Below are 20,368 nucleotides of genomic sequence, written 5' to 3'. Positions count from 1 at the left end.
TGCAGCATGGGTGTCATATCGGCCTGCTATCATGGCCGGTCGATTCATTCGCCGGTCGAATCCGGTTTTCTGTCCAGCATGTCATGAGTCCGCAAGTTCCTGCCCCGCAAAAAGGCCTGCGCCGTGTCGTCAGTGCCTTTCACAACTCTCTGGCCGGTTTCATCTCGGTCTGGCGCGAACCCGCCTTCCGGCAGGAAACCGTGCTGGCCGTGGTGCTGCTTCCAGCCTCCTTCTGGGTGGGGCAAAGCTGGCTGGAAACCGCCATGCTCTGCACACTGGTCGTACTGGTGCTGGTGACGGAAATCCTCAACACCGCCATCGAGGCCGTGGTCGATCGCATCGGCCCCGAATGGAACACCTACTCCAAGGCCGCCAAGGACCTGGGCAGTGCCGCCGTGCTGCTGTGCCTGCTGCTGTGCAGCAGCGTCTGGGCCTGGGCCCTCTGGGAACGACTGGCCTGATTGATTGACGCATGAACCACCCTACCTCCACATCCACGCCCTCTGCAATCATCCCCAACCCACCGCAGGCCGCATTCTCGGTTTGCGTGTATTGCGGCTCGCGCGATGGCCGCAGTGCCCATTTCACTGCGCTGGCCCAACAGGTGGGGCAATGGATTGGTTCGCACCATGGGCAACTGGTCTATGGCGGTGGCAAGAACGGGCTGATGGGCACGGTGGCCCGAGCCACCCGTGAGGCAGGCGGCAGGGTACTGGGCATCATCCCCACGGCCCTGGTGGACAAGGAAATGGCCAATCAGGACTGCGACGAGCTGATCGTGGTCGAAACCATGCACCAGCGCAAGGCCCTGATGGCCGAGCACAGCGATGCGTTTCTGGCACTGCCCGGTGGCATCGGCACCTTCGAGGAACTGTTCGAAATCTGGACCTGGAAACAGATTGGCTACCACAACAAGCCCATCGGGCTGCTCAATGCCAACGGGTATTACGACAGCCTGCTGGCATTTCTGCAACAGTGCGTGCAAGCCGGTTTCATGGATGAATGGCAGATGACCCTGCTGCACAGTGCCCCCGATGCCGGTGAACTGCTGCCGCTGCTGCTGAACCTGGCAGGCAGCAATGCCGAAAGCAATGCCCTGTTGCGGGAAAATCTGTAACGTGCTGTAGCGCAGGCGGTACACACATTCATCCGGCAGGCGGACGGTTCAACTGCTCCAGTGCCTGCTGGAACTGCGCCTCGGATGCCAGCCGGCGCATCGGCGGCAGGCTGGCGAGCAGGCGGCGGCCGTAGGACATGTGCAGCAGGCGGGTGTCGCCAATCACGAGGATGCCCCGGTCGGTTTCGCGCCGGATCAGCCGCCCGGCTCCCTGCTTGAGTGCCACCGCCGCTTCGGGAACGAACAACTCCTGGAATGCCTGTCCGCCCTGGGCCTCGATGCGGCGGCTGCGTGCCTGCATCAAGGGGTCGTGGGGCGGCGGGAACGGCAGTTTGTCGATGACGACCAGTTGCAGCGCATCCCCCGGCGCATCAAAGCCTTCCCAGAAGCTGGCCGATGCGACCAGCACACAGCCTGCATCGCCCATGCTGCTGCCCTGCCGGAAGCGTTCCATCAGTTGCTGCTTGGAGCCTTCCCCCTGCACCAGAATGGTGATGTCGTCGCGGTGCGCCAACGCGGTGCGCAGGCTTTGGGCCATCTGGCGCAGGGCCTTCAAGGTAGTGGTGAGCACCAGGGTGCGTCCACCCAGACGCGCAATGGCTTGCTGACTGAAACGCGCCAGGGCTTCGGTATGGCCGGGGTCGGCAGGCTTGGGCAAATGGGGCGGAATGTACAGGGCGGCCTGCTGCGCATAATCGAACGGGCTGGCCACTTGCAGAACCTGTGCCTGCTCCAGCCCGCAAGCCTGGGTGAACAGGCGCAGGCTGGCATCCGCACCCAATGTGGCAGAGGTGAAAATCCAGGCCCGCTCCGGCTCGGGTGACAGTGCCTGTTCGTGGTGGTCGGACAAGGCGGCCTGCTCCGTGGGTAAACGTGGCCCCCAATGGGGCTGCATGGCCTCGGCAATGTCCAGCGGACTCTCCAGCACCTTGATCTGCAATCCGGCCTCCAGCCAGCGTACCATGCCAGCCACCGGCGGCTGCATGAACAGCACCAGCCGCTGGTGCAGGCCCAGGCACCGCTCCAGCATGCGTTGCAGTTCCGGCTCGCCACTTTGCACGGTACGCAGGGCTTGCTCGACGGCCAGCAAGGGGGCTTGCAGCTCTTGCAGCGCGGTCTGCCAGCGGCTGGCATCAAGCCGCTCCGGGGCCTGCCCCTGCCAGTTCAGCCGCGCACCGGGGGGCACGGCTTCTGCCAGCTTGCGCCACTGTCTGGTGGCCGTGTCCAGGTCATGCGCCAGCACCTGCCAGTTGGCCATGCCGCGTGCCATGCGCGTGCCGGTCTTGAGCAGGTCGCGGGCAAAATCGACCAGTTGCTGGCTCCCCAACTGCTGGCCCAGGAACTGCACGCCGGTTTCGTTGAACTGGTGGGCCTCATCGACGATCACGGCCCGCACCGTGGGCAGCAATTCGGCCATGCCCGATTCGCGCACCTGCATGTCGGCAAAGAACAGGTGGTGGTTGATGACGACCAGATCGGCCGCCAGGGCCTGCCGTCGCGCCTTGTTCACAAAGCAGCCACTGAACTGCGGGCACTGCGACCCCAGACAGTTCTCGCGCGTGGATGTCACCAGCGGCAACAGCGGCGACCGCTCCTGGTAGCCGGGCATGTCGGTGATGTCGCCCGAATCCGTCGCCTGTGCCCACTGGCGCACGCGCTCCAGTTGCCGCCACTGGGCAGGGTGCTGTGCCAGCGTTTCATCGGCCTGCGCCAGCTCCAGTCGGTAAGGGCAAAGGTAACTGGAACGCCCCTTGAGCAAGGCCGCGTGCAGCGATATGCCCAGGGCCTTGCGCAGAATGGGCAGATCGCGGGCAAAAATCTGGTCTTGCAATGCCTTGGTGGCCGTGGACACCAGCACCCGCTCGCCACTGAGCAAGGCCGGCACCAGATAGGCAAAGGTCTTGCCCACGCCCGTGCCCGCCTCCACCACCAGCGCACCGCCGTGCTCCAGGGTCTGCGCCACTGCCACGGCCATCTGGGTCTGGCCCGCGCGGGGTCTGAAGCTGCCATCCTGCCGCGCCAGCGCGCCAGCCGAGCCAAATACCTCCTGAATGGTTTCATGCAACTGCATGGGCACTCTTTTCGTTCCTTTGAAGCAGTTCCAGGGCGTGCCCGCTGGATTTACAATGTGCGGCAGCCGGGACATCATGTACGGGCATGAAAAACGGGCAGTGTAACGCGCCTGTCCCCACAAAACCGTTCCATCATCCCCCACCACAGCGTTACGCTCACCATGCAGATCAACTACCGCCTTCATGCCGCCACCGGACTGCACAAGGGAGATCGCACCTATCAGCAGGATCAGGTTGCGTTGCTCCAACACCCACGCCAGCCCGCCTGCGTGCTGGCAGTGGTGGCCGATGGCATGGGCGGGCGCAGCGGCGGGCGCAAGGCATCGGATCAGGTCATCCTGTCGGCGCGGCAGTTGCTGGAACGCTTCGACCCGGAAACCGACAATCCGGTGGATTTTCTGCAGAACATTGCCAAGGAAGCCCACCTCATCATCCGGCTCACCGCCACCTCATCCGAACAGGAGCCGCACAGCACCCTGGCCGCCTTCATGCTCACGCCGCGTGGCTCGTGCCACTGGGTACATGCGGGCGATTCACGCATCTACCACTTTCACAATGGCCGCATGGTGTTTCGCACCGTGGATCACTCCTATGTGCAAAGCCTGATCGACAGCGGCGAAATCACCGAGGAAGAAGCCATTGGCCATCCGCACGGCAATCTGCTGCTCGGTTGCCTGGGCACCGAGCGCGACCCACCGGCCACCACCCGCAGCATCCGCCAGGTCAAGGTGGGCGATGCCTTTCTGGCGTGCAGCGATGGCCTGTGGGCCTACTTCCACCCGGAGGAAATCGCCCACACCGTGCAGTTTCTCAGTACCAGGGAAGCCGCGCTGTCGCTGATCGACACTGCCCGCGAACGCGCCGATGGCCGGGGCGACAACCTCTCGCTGGTGCTCATCAAGATAGACCCGCTGTGATCGGCATGGTCACACCTGTCTGCCTTGTCATTTCGTCCATGCCCCTGCTGCACCATGTCCCGGTATTATCCTGAACAGCCCATCGGAGTCTTCGACAGCGGGGTTGGCGGACTGAGCATTCTCAACGCCCTGCGCCAGCAGATGCCAGCCGAACGCTTCCTCTACTTCGCCGACTCGGCCCATGCCCCGTATGGCGAGCGCAGTGCCGAATATGTGCTCGAGCGCAGCCGCCGCATCACCCAGATGCTCCTGCACGACTGCCACGTCAAGGCACTGGTGGTCGCCTGCAACACCGCCACGGCCGTGGCCATCGAATCCCTGCGCCAGGAGCACCCCGATCTGATCCTGATCGGCGTGGAACCGGCCCTCAAACCGGCCATTCGCCTGAGCCAGACCGGCCAGATTGCCGTGCTGGGAACCGCCGCCACCGTCAGCAGCCCGCGCTTTCGGCAACTGCACCAGAGCCTGCGGCACCAGGCGCAGTTTCACGTTGTCGCATGCAGCGGTCTGGCCGATGCCATCGAGCAAGACCACGGCAGCCGCATCGAAGCCCTGTGCCAACGCTATCTGGGCACCCTGCCCTTCGGCCATGCCAGCGGCCACATCGACACCATCGTGCTGGGCTGCACCCATTACCCGTTCGCCAGAGCCGCCATGCAGCGCGTCACCGGCGCAGACATCCATTATGTGGAAACAGGCCTGCCCGTTGCCCTGCACACGCGCCGCCGCCTGGAACAGGCACAACTGCTCCACCCAGGCACGCCATCCCCGGCACACCCGCTGCTGGAGTTGCACAGCAGCGGTGATGCCCTCGCATTGCAGGAAATGGCCAGACGCCACCTCCAGACCCCGGCAGAATGAGCGCGCACAGGCTATCCTCTGCGCCTTTCTCTTTCCCCCATTGAACCCTGATCGTATGCAAGTCATCCCTACCGCCATCCCCGATGTCCTCATTCTGGAACCCAAAGTCTTTGGTGATGCCCGAGGCTTTTTCATGGAAAGCTTCAACCAGCAACAATTCGCGCAACACACCGGACTGGCAGTGCCGTTCGTGCAGGACAACCACAGCCGCAGTGCCAAAGGCGTGCTGCGGGGCCTGCACTACCAGATTCAGCAGGCGCAAGGCAAACTGGTGCGCGTCACCCAGGGTGCCGTCTTCGACGTGGCCGTGGATGTACGCCGCAGTTCCCCCACATTCGGCCAGTGGGTCGGAGCGGAACTGAACGACCGCAACCACCGCCAGCTCTGGGTTCCCGCCGGATTCGCCCACGGCTTCGTCGTTCTCAGCGACAGCGCAGACTTTCTCTACAAGACCACCGACTACTACGCCCCGCAGTTTGAACGCTCCATCGCCTGGAACGACCCGGCCATCGGCATCGACTGGCCGCTGGCGGCGCACGGCATCAAGCAGCCCCTGCTGTCCGCCAAGGATCAGGCCGCCGTTGCACTGGCCGAAGCCGAAGTCTTCGCCTGAATCGCCGCCTTCCCCCCAATGCGTTGTCCCGCGTTGTCGCCAGAACGCAGCCGACCACGCTATAGTAGAGAACCTTTGCTGCACCCCAAGAAAAGCCAACAGGAAGGGCACTGTGCCTGTGCAGCCACCAGGCCACCCGCCCCAAGGAGTAAGAAATGACCCGCTATCACGATGCCCCCCTTGAGATTCACGTCCACGGTCAGATTTTTCTCCGCAACGACGTCCGCTTCAACGAAGTCCAGGAAGCCCTGCGCCCGCTGTGGCTCTATGCCGGGGCCAGCTCCTTCGCCCAGGGAGCCGTCAGTGCCTACGAAGAAGAACCCGGCATCCAGTTCGATGCGCGCGAGAACGCCGTGCAACTGTGTTGGACGGTGCGCGGCGACGAAGACTTCCGCCAGTCGCTCGATGACGTCTGCATGGGACTCAACGAATTGTCCGACCGGGGTTGCGTCCTCGAAGTCACCTTCTACGACCGCGAATTCGACGACATGGAAGACGAGGAAGACACCCCCATCCACGAAGGCGAATCGCGCGACGACTTCTTCCTGCTGTTCATCGGCCCCACCCCCGCTGCCATCATGCAGGTTCAGCGTGACCTGCTGGTACAGGATTTGGTGAGCATGATGGAGCGGCACTTCGATGCCTCCGAACTGCAAGGGGTAGTCCAGGAAGTGGACAAACTCTTCAACCGCCGCTTCGACGACCTCGTCAGCTCGCTGGAACTGGGCAAGCCTCCCCGCAGTGGCGGCTCCGGTGGCTCAGGCCCTTCAGGCCACGGCGGCAGTGGCAGACGGCCGCGCTATCTGCATTAATGATGTTGGGTCACTCGGTCTGACGCAAAGCCTGCTCCAGCGTGGCATGGCGGAATGAAAACCCTGCCGCCTCCAGCCGCCTAGGCACGACCCGCTGGCCATCGAGCAACAGCGTGGCCATCTCCCCCAGCCCCCAGCGCAACACCGGTGCAGGCACCGCCAAAACTGCCGGTCGCTTCAACGATGCCGCATAGGCACGGGTGAATTCGGCATTTGTCACCGGCTGCAGAGCGGTCAGATTCACCGGCCCACTCCATGCCTTGCCGACGCTGCCACCCAGGTGGGCCTGCAACAGCCAGCCCACTGCCCGCACCCAGTCGTCCAGCGCGATCCAGCTCATGTACTGTGTGCCGCTGCCCAAACGCCCGCCCAGCCCAAGACGAAACGGCAGGGACAAACGCGCCAGCATTCCCCCGGACGGGTGCAACACCACGCCGGTGCGCAGCAGCACCACGGGAACGCCCGCATCCATTTGCGCCCGCCATGCCAGCCTTTCCCAGCGGGCGCAGAGCTGGTGGGCAAACTCATCGTGAAAACCGCTGTCCTCGTCCAGCACCGCATCGCCCTGATTGCCATACCAACCGGTTGCGGAACCGCTGAGCAGCACACGCGGCTTGCGCCGTGCCACCAGCAGCCAGTCCAGCAATGCCTGTGTGGGGTGCAGACGGCTGTCCAGCAGCAACTGCTTGCGGGCATCGCTCCAACGCCGGTCGGCAATCGGTGCACCCGCCAGATTGACCACAGCATCCCAGGCTTCATCTGGCTGCAAGTCGGCATAGCCACGCACGGAGACCCCGGCTGGTGCACCCTGCCCCACAGCCGCCGGGCGGTGCGACAACCACGCCACCTGCGCACCCTGCGCCAGCAACCGCCGCGTCAGTGCCTGCCCCAGAAAACCACTGCCACCCGTCAGAATCACCCGCATCGCTTTCTCCTCGTGTTGCACAGAATCCCATTGGGGAATGCCGTATCGCCAGGGAAGGTCTGCCCTGTGGAATTTACCCCAGCCGCTCCTTCAGCACCGCATTCACCTGCTGCGGATTGGCCTTGCCCTTGCTGGCCTTCATCACCTGGCCAACCAGGGCATTGAAGGCTTTTTCCTTGCCAGCGCGGTACTGCTCGACGTTGGCAGGGTTGGCGGCGATCACCTCGTCGATGATTTTCTCCAGCGCACCGGTGTCGTTCATCTGTTTCAGGCCCTTGGCTTCAATGATGGCATCAACCTCATGGCCTTCGCCCGTCCACAGGGTTTCAAACACCTGCTTGGCGGCATTGTTGGAGATGGTGCCGTCGTGGATGCGGCCAATCAGTGCAGCCAGTGATGCAGGCTGGACGGGTGCGGCACCGATGCCGATTTCCTCGTGGTTCAGACGTCTTGAGATTTCGCCCATGATCCAGTTGCTGGCCAGTTTGGGCTGGCCGCAGGCTTTGGCCGCTTCCTCGAAGTACGCGCCCATTTCGCGGCTTTGCGTCAGTGTGGTGGCATCGTATTCGGGCAGGCCGTAGTCGCTGACGAAGCGTTCGGCCATGTGGCGCGGCAGCTCCGGCATGTCGGCCTGCACCTGTGCCACCCATTCGGGGGCGATCACCAGTGGGGGCAGGTCGGGGTCGGGGAAGTAGCGGTAGTCGGCAGAGTCTTCCTTGGTGCGCATGGCGCGGGTCTCGCCCGTATCGGGGTTGAACAGCACGGTGGCCTGCTGGATGGCGTGGCCGTCCTCGATCTGCTCGATCTGCCAGCGAATCTCGAAGTCGATGGCAATCTGCATGTTGCGGAAGCTGTTGAGGTTCTTGATTTCGCGGCGTGTGCCCAGCGGCTGACCGGGTTTGCGCACCGAGACGTTGGCATCGCAGCGGAAATTGCCTTCCTGCATGTTGCCGTCGCAGATGCCGATCCAGGTGACGATCTTGTGCAGTTCCTTGGCGTAGGCCACGGCTTCCTCGGTCGAGCGGATGTCCGGCTCGGTGACGATTTCCAGCAGCGGTGTACCCGCGCGGTTCAGGTCGATGCCCGATTCGGTCGGGAACTGATCGTGGATTGATTTGCCTGCGTCTTCTTCCAGGTGGGCACGCACCAGGCGCACGGTTTTCTTTTCATCGCCCAGATAGAAGCCGACTTCGCCGCCCTGCACGACGGGAATCTCGAACTGGCTGATCTGGTAGCCCTTGGGCAGATCGGGATAGAAGTAGTTCTTGCGCGCAAAGATGCTGCGCGGCGCAATGTGGCTGCCCAGTGCAAGGCCCAGGCGGATGGCGTGTTCCACGGCCTGGCGGTTCATCACCGGCAGGGTACCGGGCAAGGCGCAGTCCAGCGCGCTGGTCTGGGTGTTGGGTTCGGCCCCGAAGCCCAGCGGGGCGCGGCTGAAGATTTTGCTGTGGGTGGCCAGTTGGGCGTGGGTTTCAAAGCCGATGACGACTTCATAGCCGTGGATGAGTTGGGGGGCAGTCATAGAACGTAATCTGGAACAGAGAGGGAGGGCCATCACTCGCAGGGGGATTCCACAGGCGGGCAGGCACGGCGTTGAATATGCACGCGCAACTGCATGGCCACGAGAAAGAATCCGCAGAATATGGCTCCGAATGGAATGCCAAGACGGACAAAGCCGAACACGGCCAGAGCCACCGCAATGCCCTGGAAAAAACGCAGCGATGGCTGGCTTTTCTGCAGGGGCTGCACCAGCAGCCACAGGCCGCAGGCAGCGACCAGCACGGCTTGCAGCACGCGGCTGGCATCGCTGCTTTGCTCTACCATCGGGCGCATGCCCTGAATGGGAAATGGCTTTGATGTCAGCACCGGCCACGCGGCCGCAGCGGCAAAGGCCAGGATCGCGGCAATGATGAAGATGATATTGACTTTTTTCATTGCAGGAACGGGTGGCAGTGGGCGGGCATTGGCGGGCGTGGTGGCTTCAGAAGCCTTTAGCCACGTGCTGGTGGAAGTCGGTGGCCTGCTGGAAGCGGTGCGCGGCGTTGAGCAGCCGGGCCTCGGCAAAGTAGTTGCCGATCAGTTGCAGCCCCACGGGCAGGCCATTCGCACCAAAGCCTGCGGGCAGGCTCATGCCGGGCAGTCCGGCCAGCGAAGCGGGCAGCGTGAAGATGTCGGCCAGGTAGTTGGTGAGTGGGTCGCGCTGGTCATCGCCGATCTGCCATGCGGTGGTCGGGGCGACCGGGCCGGCAATCAGGTCGCATTCCCGGAAGGCGTTCTGGAAGTCATTGGCAATCAGGCGGCGCAGCTTCAGGGCCTTGAGGTAGTAGGCATCGTAGTAGCCGTGCGAGAGCACATAGGTGCCGATCATGATGCGGCGTTGTACTTCCTCGCCGAAGCCCTCGCTGCGGGTCTTGAGGTACATGTCCTGCAAGTCGGCATATTCGCGGGCGCGGAAGCCAAACTTCACGCCATCGAAACGGCTGAGGTTGGAGCTGGCTTCGGCCGGGGCAATGATGTAATAGACGGGAATGGACAGTTCCGTCAGCGGCAGCGAGATCGGAACCAGCGTCGCCCCGAGCTTTTCGTATTCCTTGAGGGCGGCTTCCACGTTGTGGCGCACGTCGTCGGCCAGTCCATCGCCAAAGAACTCTTTCGGGATACCGATGCGCAGGCCTTCGATGCCCTGGTTCAGGTTCTGGCTGTAGTCTTCGGCGGAGCGTTCCAGCGAGGTGGAATCGCGGTCGGGGTCTGCACCGACCATGTGGGTGAGCAACAGCGCGCAGTCTTCGGCGGTGCGGGCCATCGGGCCAGCCTGGTCGAGGCTGGAGGCAAAGGCGATCATGCCATGGCGCGAAACACGGCCATAGGTGGGCTTGATGCCGGTAATGCCGCAGAACGCGGCGGGCTGGCGGATGGAGCCGCCGGTGTCTGTGCCGGTGGCGGCGGGAGCAAGGCCTGCGGCAATGGCCGCTGCACTGCCTCCCGAGGAGCCGCCCGGAACGTGGGCGGTGTTCCACGGGTTGCGCACCGGCGCGGGCGCATCGAAGCCCAGCGGGGCAATGGCGGTGTTTTCGTTGGCCGATCCCATGGCGAATTCGTCGCAGCTCACCTTGCCCAGCGTGACCACGCCTGCATCGGCGAGTTTCTGCACCACGGTGGCATTGAAGGGCGAGCGGTAGCCTGCCAGCATTTTCGAGGCGGCGGTGCTGGGGAAGTCCTGGGTGACGAAGATGTCCTTGTGGGCCAGTGGCAGGCCATCGAGTGGCCTGGCCGTGCCGTCGGCAATGCGGGCATCGGCGGCTTGCGCCTGCGTGAGGGTGACGGCTTCGTCCTGGGCCACAAAACTGCCAAGGTGCCGATGCTGCTGGCTGCGTTGCAGAAAGTGCTGCGCCAGTTCGACAGCAGAGATCTGCCGGGTGTGCAGGGCGGTGGTCAGTTCCCGCACGCTCTGGTGGTGCAGGGGCTTGCTGGAGGGAGTGCTGCTCATTATTCGATCACCTTGGGGACGAGGAAAAGACCTTCTTCGGCAGCCGGGGCGTTCTGCATATTGCCACTGCGGTTGCTGGGTTCGCTGGCGATGTCGTCGCGCAGGCGCAGGGTGATGTCTTCGATGGCCGAGACCGGGTGGAACAGTGGCTCCACGCCGTCGGTGTCGATGGCTTCCATTTTTTCGACGATGCCGAAGAAGCCGTTGATCTGCGACAGCATTTTTTCGCTGTCCGAAGGGGAGAGTTCCAGCCGGGCCAGATGGGCGATGCGGGAGATGTCTTCAAGGGTCAGTGCCATGGGAGTGGTGAAACTGATGGAACAGTTGTGTATGCGAGACGAAGTGCCGAGAAGGCAGAAAAAGCGTGGCCGGCAGACAAGGTGCAATGGAAAAAATCTTTTTATTCAATGATTTGAGAGAAGTCTCCAAAGCATGATGCAAAGAAAATATTCCACACTGATACGATGCCAGGCCGACCCGATTATCCTGCTGTTCTCAGCGGATGCGGTATTATCTGCGCTTTTGGGAAATCAATCGAAAACCCGCATGTTCGTGTTTTTTCAGGCAGGTGAAAACCAGCATCTGGGCTGTAAATGCGCTTGTGCGGTTGAAATGAATTTCCCAACTATGGTGTACGAAGAGTTTTTGCAATCATGAGGGAGTTTTTCAAATGATCGGAATTTTGCGCAGTCTGTTTTCCACCGATCTGGCCATCGATCTCGGAACTGCCAATACCCTGATTTTTGCACGCGACAAGGGGGTGGTGCTGGATGAACCATCGGTAGTGGCAATTCGGCATGAAGGTGGTGCGCATGGCAAGAAGGTGATTCATGCGGTGGGGCGCGAAGCCAAGGCCATGCTGGGGCGTGTACCCGACAACATCGAGGCCATCCGCCCGATGAAGGACGGGGTGATTGCCGACTTCGTGATTACCGAGCAGATGATCAAGCATTTCATCCGCACGGTCACGACCCGCTCCTTCATGACATCTCCCCGCATCGTCATCTGCGTGCCCTGCGGTTCCACGCCGGTGGAACGCCGTGCCATCAAGGATGCGGCCATGAAGGCCGGTGCCTCCAGGGTCTATCTGATCGACGAGCCGATGGCCGCCGCACTCGGCGCAGGCCTGCCCGTCTCCGATGCCAATGGCTCCATGGTCGTGGACATTGGCGGTGGCACCACCGAAGTGGGCGTGATTTCGCTGGGCGGCATGGTGTACAAGGGCAGCGTGCGGGTGGGAGGCGACAAGTTCGACGAGGCCATCATCCATTACATCCGCCGCAATTACGGCATCCTGATTGGCGACCCGACGGCCGAACTCATCAAGACCACCATCGGCTCGGCTTTCCCTGGCGGAGAGGTGCGCGAGATGGAAGTCAAGGGGCGCAACATCACCGAAGGCATTCCGCGCAGCTTTACCATCTCCAGCAATGAGGTGCTGGAGGCACTGGCAGAGCCATTGGGGCAGATTGTTGCTGCCGTGAAAGCTGCCCCGGAACGCATGCCCCCAGAGCTGGGAGCCGACATTGCCGAACGCGGCATGATGCTGACCGGTGGGGGCGCACTGTTGCGCGATCTTGATCGCCTGCTGGCCGAGGAAACAGGTCTGCCGGTGCTGGTGGCAGAAAATCCGCTGACCTGCGTGGTGCGTGGCTGTGGTCTGGCCCTGAACCACATCGACCAGCACGGCAGCATTCTTGCGGATGAATGAACGCGACTGGGCACCATTACCACCGCGCTCCAGGGAAGGCCTTGGCACCAACGGCATTGATCGAGCGCGATGTTTGAAAGAACCACGCCCCGGCTGTTTGAACACGGCCCATCGCCTGCCAGCCGCCTGATGGTGTGTGCGGCATTGGCCATTTTCCTGATGGTGGCCGACAGCCGCTTTCATGTGGTGCGGCCCGTGCGCGAGGCGATTGCCACGGCGATTTACCCCTTGCAGTGGCTGATGTTGCAGCCTGTGCTGTTGCACCGCCATGCCAGCCAATATGTGGCACAGGTCAAGACCATGCAGCAGCAGGAAGCCGAAGTGCAGACCCAGGTGCTGGCCCTGGCCCAGACCGCCCACGAAGCGCAGTTCCTGAAAATGGAAAACACCCAGTTGCGTGCGCTGCTGGGGTTGCGCGAACGCGTGGCATCGGTGACGCTGACCGCTGAAATCATCTACGAAACCCCTGACCCCTACACCAACCGCCTCACGATCAACAAGGGCCGCAGTGACGGCGTACAGGAAGGTGCCCCCGTGCTGGATGCCAATGGGGTGCTGGGTCAGGTGACGCGCGTGTACCTGCACAGCAGCGAGGTGCGTCTGGTCTCGGATCGCCAGCATGCCGTGCCGGTCATGAACACCCGCACCGGCCTGCGCATGCTGGCCTTTGGCGAGGCCGTGGCCCGCCCCAGCGGTGGCATGGAGGTGCGCTATGTTCCGGTGGGAACCGATATGCAGCAGGGCGACCTGCTGGTGACCAGCGGCATCGACGGTTACTATCCTGCCGGTCTGCCCGTGGGCGTGGTGGCACAGGTGGATGCCCAGCACGACGCGCCGTTCCTGCGCATTGCCGTGCAGCCCTCGGCACAAGTCTCGCGGGTGCGCCATGTGCTGGTGGTCACCCCCACCGGGCTGTCACCTGAACACGAAGAAACGGACGCAGAAGACACCGCCACAGGCCCTGCGGCACGAAAGGTCGGTGCACCATGACGTTCCGTGGAGAGCAGGAACTGCAACCGGCACGCTCCGGTTTCATCTGGGGCACGGTCTGGCTCGCATTCTGTAGCGAACTGATGCCGCTGGGGCTGCGCACCTGGGCACCCGATCTGTTGCTGATGGTGCTGCTGTTCTGGGGCATCCACCAGCCGCGCCGCATCGGTCTGGCAGCGGCTTTTGGCTTCGGTGTGCTGATGGACGTGCAGGCCGCCAGCCTGCTGGGGCAACACGCACTGGCCTATGCCGTCTGCATGTTCCTGGCCCAGCAGGCGCGCAATCACCTGCTCTGGCACAACAGTGGCGTGATTCAGGCCGTATACCTGTGGCCGCTGTTCATGTTGCTGCAACTGCTGCTGTTCATCCCCGGCTACCTGCACACGCAGGTCGTGCCGCCCATGCAGGTGCTGTGGGTACCATTGCTGCAAACCCTGGTCTGGCCGCTGCTGCGACTGGCACTGCTGTTGCCGCAAATGCAGGGGCGTGACTACGACCAGATCCGCCGCCTATGACCGAGCTGGACGACTCACGCCTGGAGATGCGGCGTTTCCGGCACAGGGCATGGGTGATGGCCGTGGTGGTGCTGCTGGGGTTCGGTCTGCTGGCCTGGCGCATGTACTACCTTCAGGTGGTGCGCCATGATGATTACGCCCTGCGGGCCGAGTCCAACCGCACGGCTGTCGTTCCCATCGTGCCATACCGGGGGCATATCGTGGATCGCAACGGGGTGCTGCTGGCCACCAACTATTCAGCCTACACACTGGAGATCACCCCGGCACGGGTTCCCAATCTGGAACAGACGATTCAGGAACTGGCGAAAATCGTCGATATCCAGCCCATTCACCGCCGCCGCTTCGAGCGTGCCCGCTCGGAACTGGGCCGTTACGACTCCGTGCCGATCCGGGTGCAACTGAGTGACGAGGAAGTGGCGCGTTTTGCCGCACAGCAGTTCCGTTTTCCGGGGGTTCAAGTGGAAGCGCGGTTGTTTCGCACCTACCCGATGGGCAGCACGGCCAGCCATGCGATTGGCTATATTGGCCGCATCAACCAGAAAGAACAGGAAGAACTCAAGGACAGCCCCGACGAGGCCAATTACCGGGGCACCACCCACATCGGCAAGCAGGGCATCGAGGTCAGTTACGAACGCGAACTGCATGGCATTGCCGGAGTGGAGCAACTGGAAAAATCCTCCGGCGGCACCCCCATCCGTACCCTGGGCAGTTCCGAGCCGCGCAGTGGCGACAGCATCCAGCTCACACTGGACATCAAACTCCAGCGCATGGTGGAAGAAATCTACGGTCAGCGGCGTGGTGCGCTGGTGGCCATCGACCCCAACAACGGCGAGATTCTGGCCATGGTCAGCATGCCGACTTTCGACCCGAACCTGTTCGTAGAGGGCATCGACCACGAAACCTGGCAGGCCCTGAACGAATCCACCGACCGGCCGTTGTTCAACCGTGCCCTGCGTGGCACATATCCGCCTGGCTCCACCTACAAACCCTTCATGGCACTGGCCGCGCTGGAAACAGGCGCGCGCACAGCCCATACCGTCATCCGCGACACTGGCGTGTGGACGCTGGGCGGCCACAATTACCGAGGTGGCTATGCCATCGGGCCTGTGAACATGCGCCGCAGCATCGTCAAGTCCAGCAACGTGTACTACTACTCGCTGGCCTACCAGATGGGCGTGGATGCCATCCACGACTTCATGAAGCCACTGGGCTTTGGCCAGCTCACCGGCATCGACATCCAGGGTGAGGCACGCGGCATCCTGCCCAGCCGGGAATGGAAGCGCAACGCCTTCCGTGACCCGGCACGCCAACGCTGGATTCCGGGTGAGACGGTTTCGCTGGGCATCGGCCAGGGCTACAACAGCTTCACGATGCTGCAACTCGCCCAGGCCACCGCCACGGTCGCCAATGGTGGCACCAGCCACCGCCCGCACATTGGCCAAAGCCGCATCGATGCCGTCAGCAAGCTGGCCCATCCACTGTCGCAGCCGACTGCGGTGCCGCTGGGTTACGCACCCGAGCACATCAAGGTGATTCACGACGGCATGGTGGGCGTGACGCTGGAAGGTACGTCGCGGCGCATCTTTGCCGGTGCAGCCTACCGCTCTGCCGGCAAAACCGGTACGGCACAGGCCAGCACCGTGGGCCAACGGGAACGCTACAACGCCGCCAAGCTGGCCGAGCACCAACGCGACCACTCGCTTTATATTGCGTTCGCGCCCGCCGACCAGCCACGCATTGCGGTGGCCGTCATCGTAGAGAACGCCGGTTTTGGAGCCACCCATGCCGCACCGATTGCACGGCGCGTCATCGACTACTGGCTGATGGGGCAGTATCCCAGCGAAGCCGACATCGCCGCACTGCAAAGAGGACAGGCTTCGGCTCCAATCGGTGCGCCACGGCGCGTGGAAGACATCGTGCTGCCAGTGCAGGAGTTGCGCAACAACGGCAACGAATGAGGCCCATCCAGAGAGGCCATCAGGCAGGCAGATCCTGTACCGAAGGTGGTTTCAGCAACGTCCAGACCTCCACGCCCAGAGCCTGGGCAATGCGTTCGATATTGGCCAGCGAGACATTCCAGCGGGAACGCTCCAGCCCGGAAATGTACGTTCTGTCGAGTTCGCACTCCAGTGCCAGTCGCTCCTGCGACCAGCCCTTCTGGACGCGGTGCAGGCGCACCCAGAATGCCAGCATATCACGGGCTTGGGTGCTGTCAGGCAGATGAGAGGGGGCAGAAGGTTTTGCAGACATTGCCTCATGATGGTGACGGGGTACCTGCAAATCGACGGATTTTGATTCACGGTTTTGACAAAATATCACGAATGCTGCGCGGCAGCAGTGTTTCTCACACTGGGTTTTACCCCAGCAGCAGCGCGTCGTCGCTGACCTGCTCCCCCCGGGTCTTCTCGAACATTTGCAATAGATCGGTCACATCCATGCGGGCGCGCTCTGCCCCGCTGACATCCAGCACCACCTTGCCCTGGTGCAGCATCACGGTGCGACTGCCGTAGTCCAGTGCCTGGCGCATGCTGTGCGTCACCATCATGGTGGTGAGCTGGTTCTGCTCCACGATGCGGCGCGTCAGCTCCAGCACGAATGCGGCGGTCTTGGGGTCCAGCGCGGCAGTGTGTTCATCCAGCAGCAGAATACGCGAAGGTTGCAGCGAGGCCATCAGCAGGCTCACGGCCTGGCGTTGGCCACCGGAGAGCAGGCCAATGCGGTCGGCCAGGCGTTTTTCCAGCCCCAGGTTCAGGATGGCCAGCTTTTCCCGGAACAACTCCCGGTTCTGGCGGTTCAGCGCGAAGGCAAAACGACGTTTGCGCCCGCGTGCCATCGCCAGTGCCATGTTCTCCTCGATGGTCAGGGCCTCACAGGTTCCCGCCATCGGATCCTGAAACACCCGCGCCACCAGATTGGCACGTTGCCAGGCATGTTTGCGCGTGACATCGACTCCATCGACCTCAATCGAGCCGGAATCCACCAGCAAGTCCCCCGAAATGGCATTCAGGAACGTCGATTTGCCGGCCCCGTTGGAGCCGATCACCGACACAAACTGACCGCTGGGAATTTCCAGACTGGCCCCACGCAGGGCCGGATTCTCGATCGGCGTTCCGGGGTTGAAGGTGATTTTCAGTTGGCTGGCTTTGAGCATGGCGGCATCAGGGAAACAGGAACGGAACCGGCTGGAGAAAAAACCAGCCGGTCGGCGCAGGGGGTCATCGGTTGGGCGTGAGGCGGCGTTTGAGCACCGGCGCGACCAGCACCAGCACCACCAGCACCGAGGAAATCAGGTTCAGGTCTTGCGACTGAAGGCCAATCCACTCGCTGTTGAGGGCCAGGGCAATGAACAGCCGGTACAGCACCGCCCCCACCACCACGGCCAGCGTGGCCCACAGGATGCGCCGCGAGGGCAGCACATTCTCGCCAATGATGACGGCAGCCAGGCCGATGACGATCGTACCGATGCCCATCGAAATATCGGCTCCGCCCTGACTTTGTGCAAACAGCGCGCCCCCCAGGGCCACCAGCGCGTTGGAGATGGCCAACCCGACCAGCTTCATCCAGCCCGTGGCCACGCCCTGGGCGCGTGCCATGCGCGGGTTGGCCCCGGTGGCACGCATCGCCAGCCCGCTTTCGGAGCTGAAATACCAGTCCAGCAGCCACTTGGCAATCACCACGATCACCAGCAGAATCAAAGGTTTTTCGATGTAATCCGGAAGACTGCCGGGCATGAGCACGGAAAAAACCGTCGGCTCGAAAATCAGCGGCACATTGGGCTTGCCCATGATGCGCAGGTTGATGGAGTAAAGCGCGGTCATCACCAGAATGCCCGCCAGCAAATCCATGATTTTCAGGCTGACGTTGAGCCATCCGGTCAGCACACCGGCCAGCGCACCCGCTGCCGTGGCCACGGCGGTGGCAATGAAGGGATTGACCCCTGTGGCAATCAGCGTGGCCGCCACCGCTCCACCGAGCGGAAAGGAGCCATCCACGGTCAAATCGGGGAAATTCAGGATTCTGAAGGAAATCAGTACGCCCAGAGCGACCAGGCCAAAAATCAGCCCGATTTCCATGGCCCCCATGAAAGAGTAGAACGTCATCGTTTTGCTGCGGACGAAAAATCAAAAAAGGCCATGCGCACCGCCCGCATCGACCGGTGCTGCAATGGCCAGAAAAAGTCGGCTACCGGATTACTTGATCACCTCAGTGGCCGACTGGATGAATGCTTCGCTGAGCGTCACACCCTGGGCCGCTGCGGCCTTGGGATTGACGAACAATTGCAGGTTCTGGGTGGTTTCCGAGGGAATATCGCCCGCCTTTTCACCCTTGAGAATGCGCGCAACGATGGCACCGGTCTGCCGCCCCAGATCGCGGTAATCGATGCCCACGGCAGCAATCGCGCCGCGCTTGACACTGTCGGTATCCGAGGCGATCAGCGGAATCTTCGCATCGTTGGCCACCTTCACCAGGGCTTCGTAGGCAGACACCACATTGTTGTCGGTGTTCGTATAGATGGCATCGACCTTGCCCACCAGATTGCGGGCGGCTGCGGTGATGTCCACGGTACGCGGTGCAGTGGCCTCCACCAGTTGCAGTCCCTTGCTGGCGAGCAGCTTTTTCAGCCCCTCGACCACCACCACCGAATTGGCTTCACCGGGGTTGTACACCATGCCCACACGCTTGGCATCGGGCACGATCTGCAGAATCAGGTTCAGTTGCTTTTCCAGCTCCAGCAAATCGGAAACCCCTGTGACATTCGTGCCGGAAGCCTTCCAGTCCTTCACCAGTTGCGCGGCCACCGGATCGGTCACTGCCGAATACACGGTGGGAATGTCCTTGGTCGCGGCCACCACGGCCTGGGCCGAAGGAGTGGCAATCGCCACGATCACATCGGACTTGTCACCGATGAACTTGCGGGCAATGGTGGCGGCAGTGCCAGGGTTGCCCTGCGCGCTCTGGAACTCCCATTTCAGGTTTTCACCTTCCTTGAAGCCAGCCGCTTCCAGTCCTTCTTTCACACCATCGCGCACCGAATTCAGGGCAGGATGCTCCACGATGGCCGTCACCGCCACCGAAGGGGTTTTCTGCGCCCAGGCGGCCGAACCGGCCACCATGCCAGCGAGCAACGCCGCCGCAGCCAGGCTTTTCACAACAAAAGGACGGCGGCCAATGCCAGTCGTTTGGGGGGACATGTGTTTCTCCTTGGGGGACAGTACAGGAAGTGGGTGGTGCAGCCTCAAGACTGCACACGTGCAAGCACAAATCGTACCTGATTTCGCCCCCTGCACAGGGCTTGCTTTCCCCAATTTGTGGCAATTGCTTGACATCCTCTCCTGCCTAAAGGCAGGAGATTCCCGTTTCACAGAACCCAGCCGATGCCTCAAAAAGACACAGGACTTACAGCTTCTCCACGGGCTGACACCGCCAGTCCGGCGGCCAAAATTGATCGAAATGGCAGAACTGCTTGGTTATCGCAGTCCTGCGCTGGATTTTACAGAGAGTTGAACTCCCTCAGGGGGCATATCTCAAGGGCTGGAGCGAATCGCATGGCAGAATTCCTGTTTTTAGGGTTTATTGCACTGTAAAGTCGCATATCAGCCCCAAATCTGATAAAAATCACCAGCAGGCTCTATCAGGCACGGACTGTTCGCATCGAACGCTGTACCAGAGCTGCCATTCTCTTGAGGCAATGGCCTTGTGTTGTCACATACTATTTCAGAGGAGTAAAACGATGGCATCCGTATCCGAAAAAGCCGAAAAACTGGAAAACGCAGTCGAGGAAGTCGTACAGGACGCAGAGCAAAAAGCACACGATGCGGTTTCTGCCGGTGTGGACAAACTCGAAAAAGGTCTGGACAAGGCCGCCGGCGTCGCTCACAGCGTGACAGAAAAAGCCCTGAGCAGTGCCGAAGCGGCCATCGGCAGCACCCGCAGAGCCGCCAATTCGGGCTTGGAAAAGGCCGAGCAGGCCATCCAGTCGCTGCACAACCACGCCGACCCTGCCATCGACGAACTGGCCCACAAGGCCCTGGACCTGGCCACCAAAAGCATCAACCTGGCAGCCGATGCCAGTGAGCGTACCCGCCAGAAAGTGGTGGAAGTCAGTGATGCCACCCACCGCTATGTACAGGAAAAACCCGGCAAGGCCCTGTTGCTGGCCGCTGCTGCCGGTGCCTTCGTGGCCCTGCTGCTCAATCGCGGCGGACGTCGCTGATACGCCGCCAGACAGATCGGATTGGCACAACCCTTGTTCAGAATGACCAGTTGCATGGCTTTGCCATGCACGGCATCGTGCAGCAAGCATTCACCGGCCCACCTGGCGGATGCCCTGCACGCATATCAACCACA

Annotated in this window: 22 protein-coding genes; 12 read left to right on the top strand and 10 right to left on the bottom strand. The window is 62.1% G+C overall.

What is annotated here, in order from left to right:
- The first annotated feature begins 83 nt into the window (after positions 1–83).
- Both BUE21_RS06845 and BUE21_RS06840 read left to right on the top strand, forming a co-directional pair.
- On the top strand, positions 84–461 hold the full coding sequence (locus tag BUE21_RS06845; protein ID WP_073355950.1) for a diacylglycerol kinase: 378 nt from the start codon (positions 84–86) through the stop codon (positions 459–461).
- An 11-nt stretch (positions 462–472) separates the two neighbouring features.
- A complete protein-coding gene (locus BUE21_RS06840) occupies positions 473–1,117 on the top strand; it encodes an LOG family protein (protein ID WP_073355949.1) in 645 nt (214 codons plus the stop codon).
- 28 nt (positions 1,118–1,145) lie between these two features.
- On the opposite strand, the gene BUE21_RS06835 is transcribed toward BUE21_RS06840, so the two are convergent.
- Entirely contained in the window at positions 1,146–3,188 is a 2,043-nt protein-coding gene (locus BUE21_RS06835) for a DNA repair helicase YoaA (protein WP_073355948.1), read from the bottom strand.
- Positions 3,189–3,350: 162 nt separating this feature from the next.
- Between BUE21_RS06835 and BUE21_RS06830 the strand changes: the two genes are divergently transcribed.
- From BUE21_RS06830 to BUE21_RS06815, 4 genes are all read left to right on the top strand, one after another.
- Positions 3,351–4,106: a PP2C family protein-serine/threonine phosphatase gene (locus tag BUE21_RS06830; protein ID WP_073355947.1), complete on the top strand. Its 756-nt coding sequence runs from the start codon at positions 3,351–3,353 to the stop codon at positions 4,104–4,106.
- A 54-nt stretch (positions 4,107–4,160) separates the two neighbouring features.
- Positions 4,161–4,967: a glutamate racemase gene (murI, locus tag BUE21_RS06825; protein ID WP_073355946.1), complete on the top strand. Its 807-nt coding sequence runs from the start codon at positions 4,161–4,163 to the stop codon at positions 4,965–4,967.
- Positions 4,968–5,022: 55 nt separating this feature from the next.
- A complete protein-coding gene (rfbC, locus tag BUE21_RS06820) occupies positions 5,023–5,580 on the top strand; it encodes a dTDP-4-dehydrorhamnose 3,5-epimerase (protein ID WP_073355945.1) in 558 nt (185 codons plus the stop codon).
- A gap of 155 nt (positions 5,581–5,735) precedes the next feature.
- Positions 5,736–6,392, top strand: coding sequence for a DUF6806 family protein (locus BUE21_RS06815; protein ID WP_073355944.1), 657 nt, complete (start codon positions 5,736–5,738; stop codon positions 6,390–6,392).
- A gap of 10 nt (positions 6,393–6,402) precedes the next feature.
- Here BUE21_RS06815 and BUE21_RS06810 read toward each other — a convergent pair whose 3' ends face one another.
- From BUE21_RS06810 to gatC, 5 genes are all read right to left on the bottom strand, one after another.
- Positions 6,403–7,317, bottom strand: coding sequence for a TIGR01777 family oxidoreductase (locus BUE21_RS06810; RefSeq protein WP_073355943.1), 915 nt, complete (start codon positions 7,315–7,317; stop codon positions 6,403–6,405).
- A gap of 73 nt (positions 7,318–7,390) precedes the next feature.
- Complete coding sequence (gatB, locus tag BUE21_RS06805; RefSeq protein WP_073355942.1) at positions 7,391–8,839, bottom strand: Asp-tRNA(Asn)/Glu-tRNA(Gln) amidotransferase subunit GatB; 1,449 nt, start codon at positions 8,837–8,839, stop codon at positions 7,391–7,393.
- 32 nt (positions 8,840–8,871) lie between these two features.
- Positions 8,872–9,252 (bottom strand): hypothetical protein, encoded by a 381-nt coding sequence (locus BUE21_RS06800; RefSeq protein WP_073355941.1) that lies wholly within the window; start codon positions 9,250–9,252, stop codon positions 8,872–8,874.
- 46 nt (positions 9,253–9,298) lie between these two features.
- Positions 9,299–10,804 (bottom strand): Asp-tRNA(Asn)/Glu-tRNA(Gln) amidotransferase subunit GatA, encoded by a 1,506-nt coding sequence (gene gatA, locus BUE21_RS06795; RefSeq protein WP_073355940.1) that lies wholly within the window; start codon positions 10,802–10,804, stop codon positions 9,299–9,301.
- Positions 10,804–11,103, bottom strand: coding sequence for an Asp-tRNA(Asn)/Glu-tRNA(Gln) amidotransferase subunit GatC (gene gatC, locus BUE21_RS06790; protein WP_073355939.1), 300 nt, complete (start codon positions 11,101–11,103; stop codon positions 10,804–10,806). Before gatC ends, gatA begins: the two co-directional genes overlap by 1 nt.
- A gap of 133 nt (positions 11,104–11,236) precedes the next feature.
- Here gatC and BUE21_RS06785 point away from each other — a divergent pair, with 133 nt between their 5' ends.
- The 5 genes from BUE21_RS06785 (at position 11,237) to mrdA (ending at position 15,978) form a co-directional block, all read left to right on the top strand.
- Complete coding sequence (locus tag BUE21_RS06785; protein WP_073355938.1) at positions 11,237–11,461, top strand: hypothetical protein; 225 nt, start codon at positions 11,237–11,239, stop codon at positions 11,459–11,461.
- Between the two features lie 13 nt (positions 11,462–11,474).
- On the top strand, positions 11,475–12,515 hold the full coding sequence (locus BUE21_RS06780; protein ID WP_073355937.1) for a rod shape-determining protein: 1,041 nt from the start codon (positions 11,475–11,477) through the stop codon (positions 12,513–12,515).
- Between the two features lie 69 nt (positions 12,516–12,584).
- A complete protein-coding gene (gene mreC, locus BUE21_RS06775; protein ID WP_073355936.1) occupies positions 12,585–13,505 on the top strand; it encodes a rod shape-determining protein MreC in 921 nt (306 codons plus the stop codon).
- On the top strand, positions 13,502–14,020 hold the full coding sequence (gene mreD, locus BUE21_RS06770) for a rod shape-determining protein MreD (RefSeq protein ID WP_073355935.1): 519 nt from the start codon (positions 13,502–13,504) through the stop codon (positions 14,018–14,020). Before mreC ends, mreD begins: the two co-directional genes overlap by 4 nt.
- Positions 14,017–15,978 carry a penicillin-binding protein 2 gene (gene mrdA / locus BUE21_RS06765; RefSeq protein WP_073355934.1) on the top strand — a complete coding sequence of 654 codons (1,962 nt, stop codon included), beginning with the start codon at positions 14,017–14,019 and terminating at the stop codon, positions 15,976–15,978. Before mreD ends, mrdA begins: the two co-directional genes overlap by 4 nt.
- Positions 15,979–15,997: 19 nt before the next feature.
- Here mrdA and BUE21_RS06760 read toward each other — a convergent pair whose 3' ends face one another.
- The 4 genes from BUE21_RS06760 to BUE21_RS06745 all read right to left on the bottom strand — a co-directional run bounded on the left by BUE21_RS06760 (position 15,998) and on the right by BUE21_RS06745 (position 19,212).
- A complete protein-coding gene (locus BUE21_RS06760; RefSeq protein ID WP_073355933.1) occupies positions 15,998–16,270 on the bottom strand; it encodes a helix-turn-helix domain-containing protein in 273 nt (90 codons plus the stop codon).
- A gap of 106 nt (positions 16,271–16,376) precedes the next feature.
- Positions 16,377–17,171, bottom strand: coding sequence for an ABC transporter ATP-binding protein (locus BUE21_RS06755; RefSeq protein ID WP_073355932.1), 795 nt, complete (start codon positions 17,169–17,171; stop codon positions 16,377–16,379).
- Between the two features lie 64 nt (positions 17,172–17,235).
- Positions 17,236–18,120 (bottom strand): ABC transporter permease, encoded by an 885-nt coding sequence (locus tag BUE21_RS06750; RefSeq protein WP_073355931.1) that lies wholly within the window; start codon positions 18,118–18,120, stop codon positions 17,236–17,238.
- A 90-nt stretch (positions 18,121–18,210) separates the two neighbouring features.
- Positions 18,211–19,212 (bottom strand): ABC transporter substrate-binding protein, encoded by a 1,002-nt coding sequence (locus tag BUE21_RS06745; protein WP_073355930.1) that lies wholly within the window; start codon positions 19,210–19,212, stop codon positions 18,211–18,213.
- A 539-nt stretch (positions 19,213–19,751) separates the two neighbouring features.
- Here BUE21_RS06745 and BUE21_RS06740 point away from each other — a divergent pair.
- Positions 19,752–20,234 carry a hypothetical protein gene (locus BUE21_RS06740; protein ID WP_234971077.1) on the top strand — a complete coding sequence of 161 codons (483 nt, stop codon included), beginning with the start codon at positions 19,752–19,754 and terminating at the stop codon, positions 20,232–20,234.
- Positions 20,235–20,368 lie beyond the last annotated feature (134 nt).

The organism is Lampropedia hyalina DSM 16112 (assembly GCF_900129055.1).
Taxonomy (GTDB): domain Bacteria; phylum Pseudomonadota; class Gammaproteobacteria; order Burkholderiales; family Burkholderiaceae_C; genus Lampropedia; species Lampropedia hyalina.
The sequence above is the reverse complement of the archived record's forward strand: the minus strand, read 5'-3'. Positions and strand labels throughout refer to the sequence as shown.

Coding starts and splice junctions, on each gene's coding strand:
- BUE21_RS06755 (WP_073355932.1), bottom strand. CDS start 17,171: ATGCTCAAAGCCAGCCAACTGAAAATCACCTTCAACCCCGGAACGCCG.
- mreC (WP_073355936.1), top strand. CDS start 12,585: ATGTTTGAAAGAACCACGCCCCGGCTGTTTGAACACGGCCCATCGCCT.
- BUE21_RS06780 (WP_073355937.1), top strand. CDS start 11,475: ATGATCGGAATTTTGCGCAGTCTGTTTTCCACCGATCTGGCCATCGAT.
- BUE21_RS06840 (WP_073355949.1), top strand. CDS start 473: ATGAACCACCCTACCTCCACATCCACGCCCTCTGCAATCATCCCCAAC.
- BUE21_RS06845 (WP_073355950.1), top strand. CDS start 84: ATGAGTCCGCAAGTTCCTGCCCCGCAAAAAGGCCTGCGCCGTGTCGTC.
- BUE21_RS06745 (WP_073355930.1), bottom strand. CDS start 19,212: ATGTCCCCCCAAACGACTGGCATTGGCCGCCGTCCTTTTGTTGTGAAA.
- BUE21_RS06760 (WP_073355933.1), bottom strand. CDS start 16,270: ATGTCTGCAAAACCTTCTGCCCCCTCTCATCTGCCTGACAGCACCCAA.
- BUE21_RS06810 (WP_073355943.1), bottom strand. CDS start 7,317: ATGCGGGTGATTCTGACGGGTGGCAGTGGTTTTCTGGGGCAGGCACTG.
- gatA (WP_073355940.1), bottom strand. CDS start 10,804: ATGAGCAGCACTCCCTCCAGCAAGCCCCTGCACCACCAGAGCGTGCGG.
- BUE21_RS06815 (WP_073355944.1), top strand. CDS start 5,736: ATGACCCGCTATCACGATGCCCCCCTTGAGATTCACGTCCACGGTCAG.
- mreD (WP_073355935.1), top strand. CDS start 13,502: ATGACGTTCCGTGGAGAGCAGGAACTGCAACCGGCACGCTCCGGTTTC.
- BUE21_RS06750 (WP_073355931.1), bottom strand. CDS start 18,120: ATGACGTTCTACTCTTTCATGGGGGCCATGGAAATCGGGCTGATTTTT.
- BUE21_RS06800 (WP_073355941.1), bottom strand. CDS start 9,252: ATGAAAAAAGTCAATATCATCTTCATCATTGCCGCGATCCTGGCCTTT.
- BUE21_RS06785 (WP_073355938.1), top strand. CDS start 11,237: ATGATGCAAAGAAAATATTCCACACTGATACGATGCCAGGCCGACCCG.
- BUE21_RS06740 (WP_234971077.1), top strand. CDS start 19,752: ATGGCATCCGTATCCGAAAAAGCCGAAAAACTGGAAAACGCAGTCGAG.
- rfbC (WP_073355945.1), top strand. CDS start 5,023: ATGCAAGTCATCCCTACCGCCATCCCCGATGTCCTCATTCTGGAACCC.
- gatB (WP_073355942.1), bottom strand. CDS start 8,839: ATGACTGCCCCCCAACTCATCCACGGCTATGAAGTCGTCATCGGCTTT.
- murI (WP_073355946.1), top strand. CDS start 4,161: ATGTCCCGGTATTATCCTGAACAGCCCATCGGAGTCTTCGACAGCGGG.
- BUE21_RS06830 (WP_073355947.1), top strand. CDS start 3,351: ATGCAGATCAACTACCGCCTTCATGCCGCCACCGGACTGCACAAGGGA.
- gatC (WP_073355939.1), bottom strand. CDS start 11,103: ATGGCACTGACCCTTGAAGACATCTCCCGCATCGCCCATCTGGCCCGG.
- mrdA (WP_073355934.1), top strand. CDS start 14,017: ATGACCGAGCTGGACGACTCACGCCTGGAGATGCGGCGTTTCCGGCAC.
- BUE21_RS06835 (WP_073355948.1), bottom strand. CDS start 3,188: ATGCAGTTGCATGAAACCATTCAGGAGGTATTTGGCTCGGCTGGCGCG.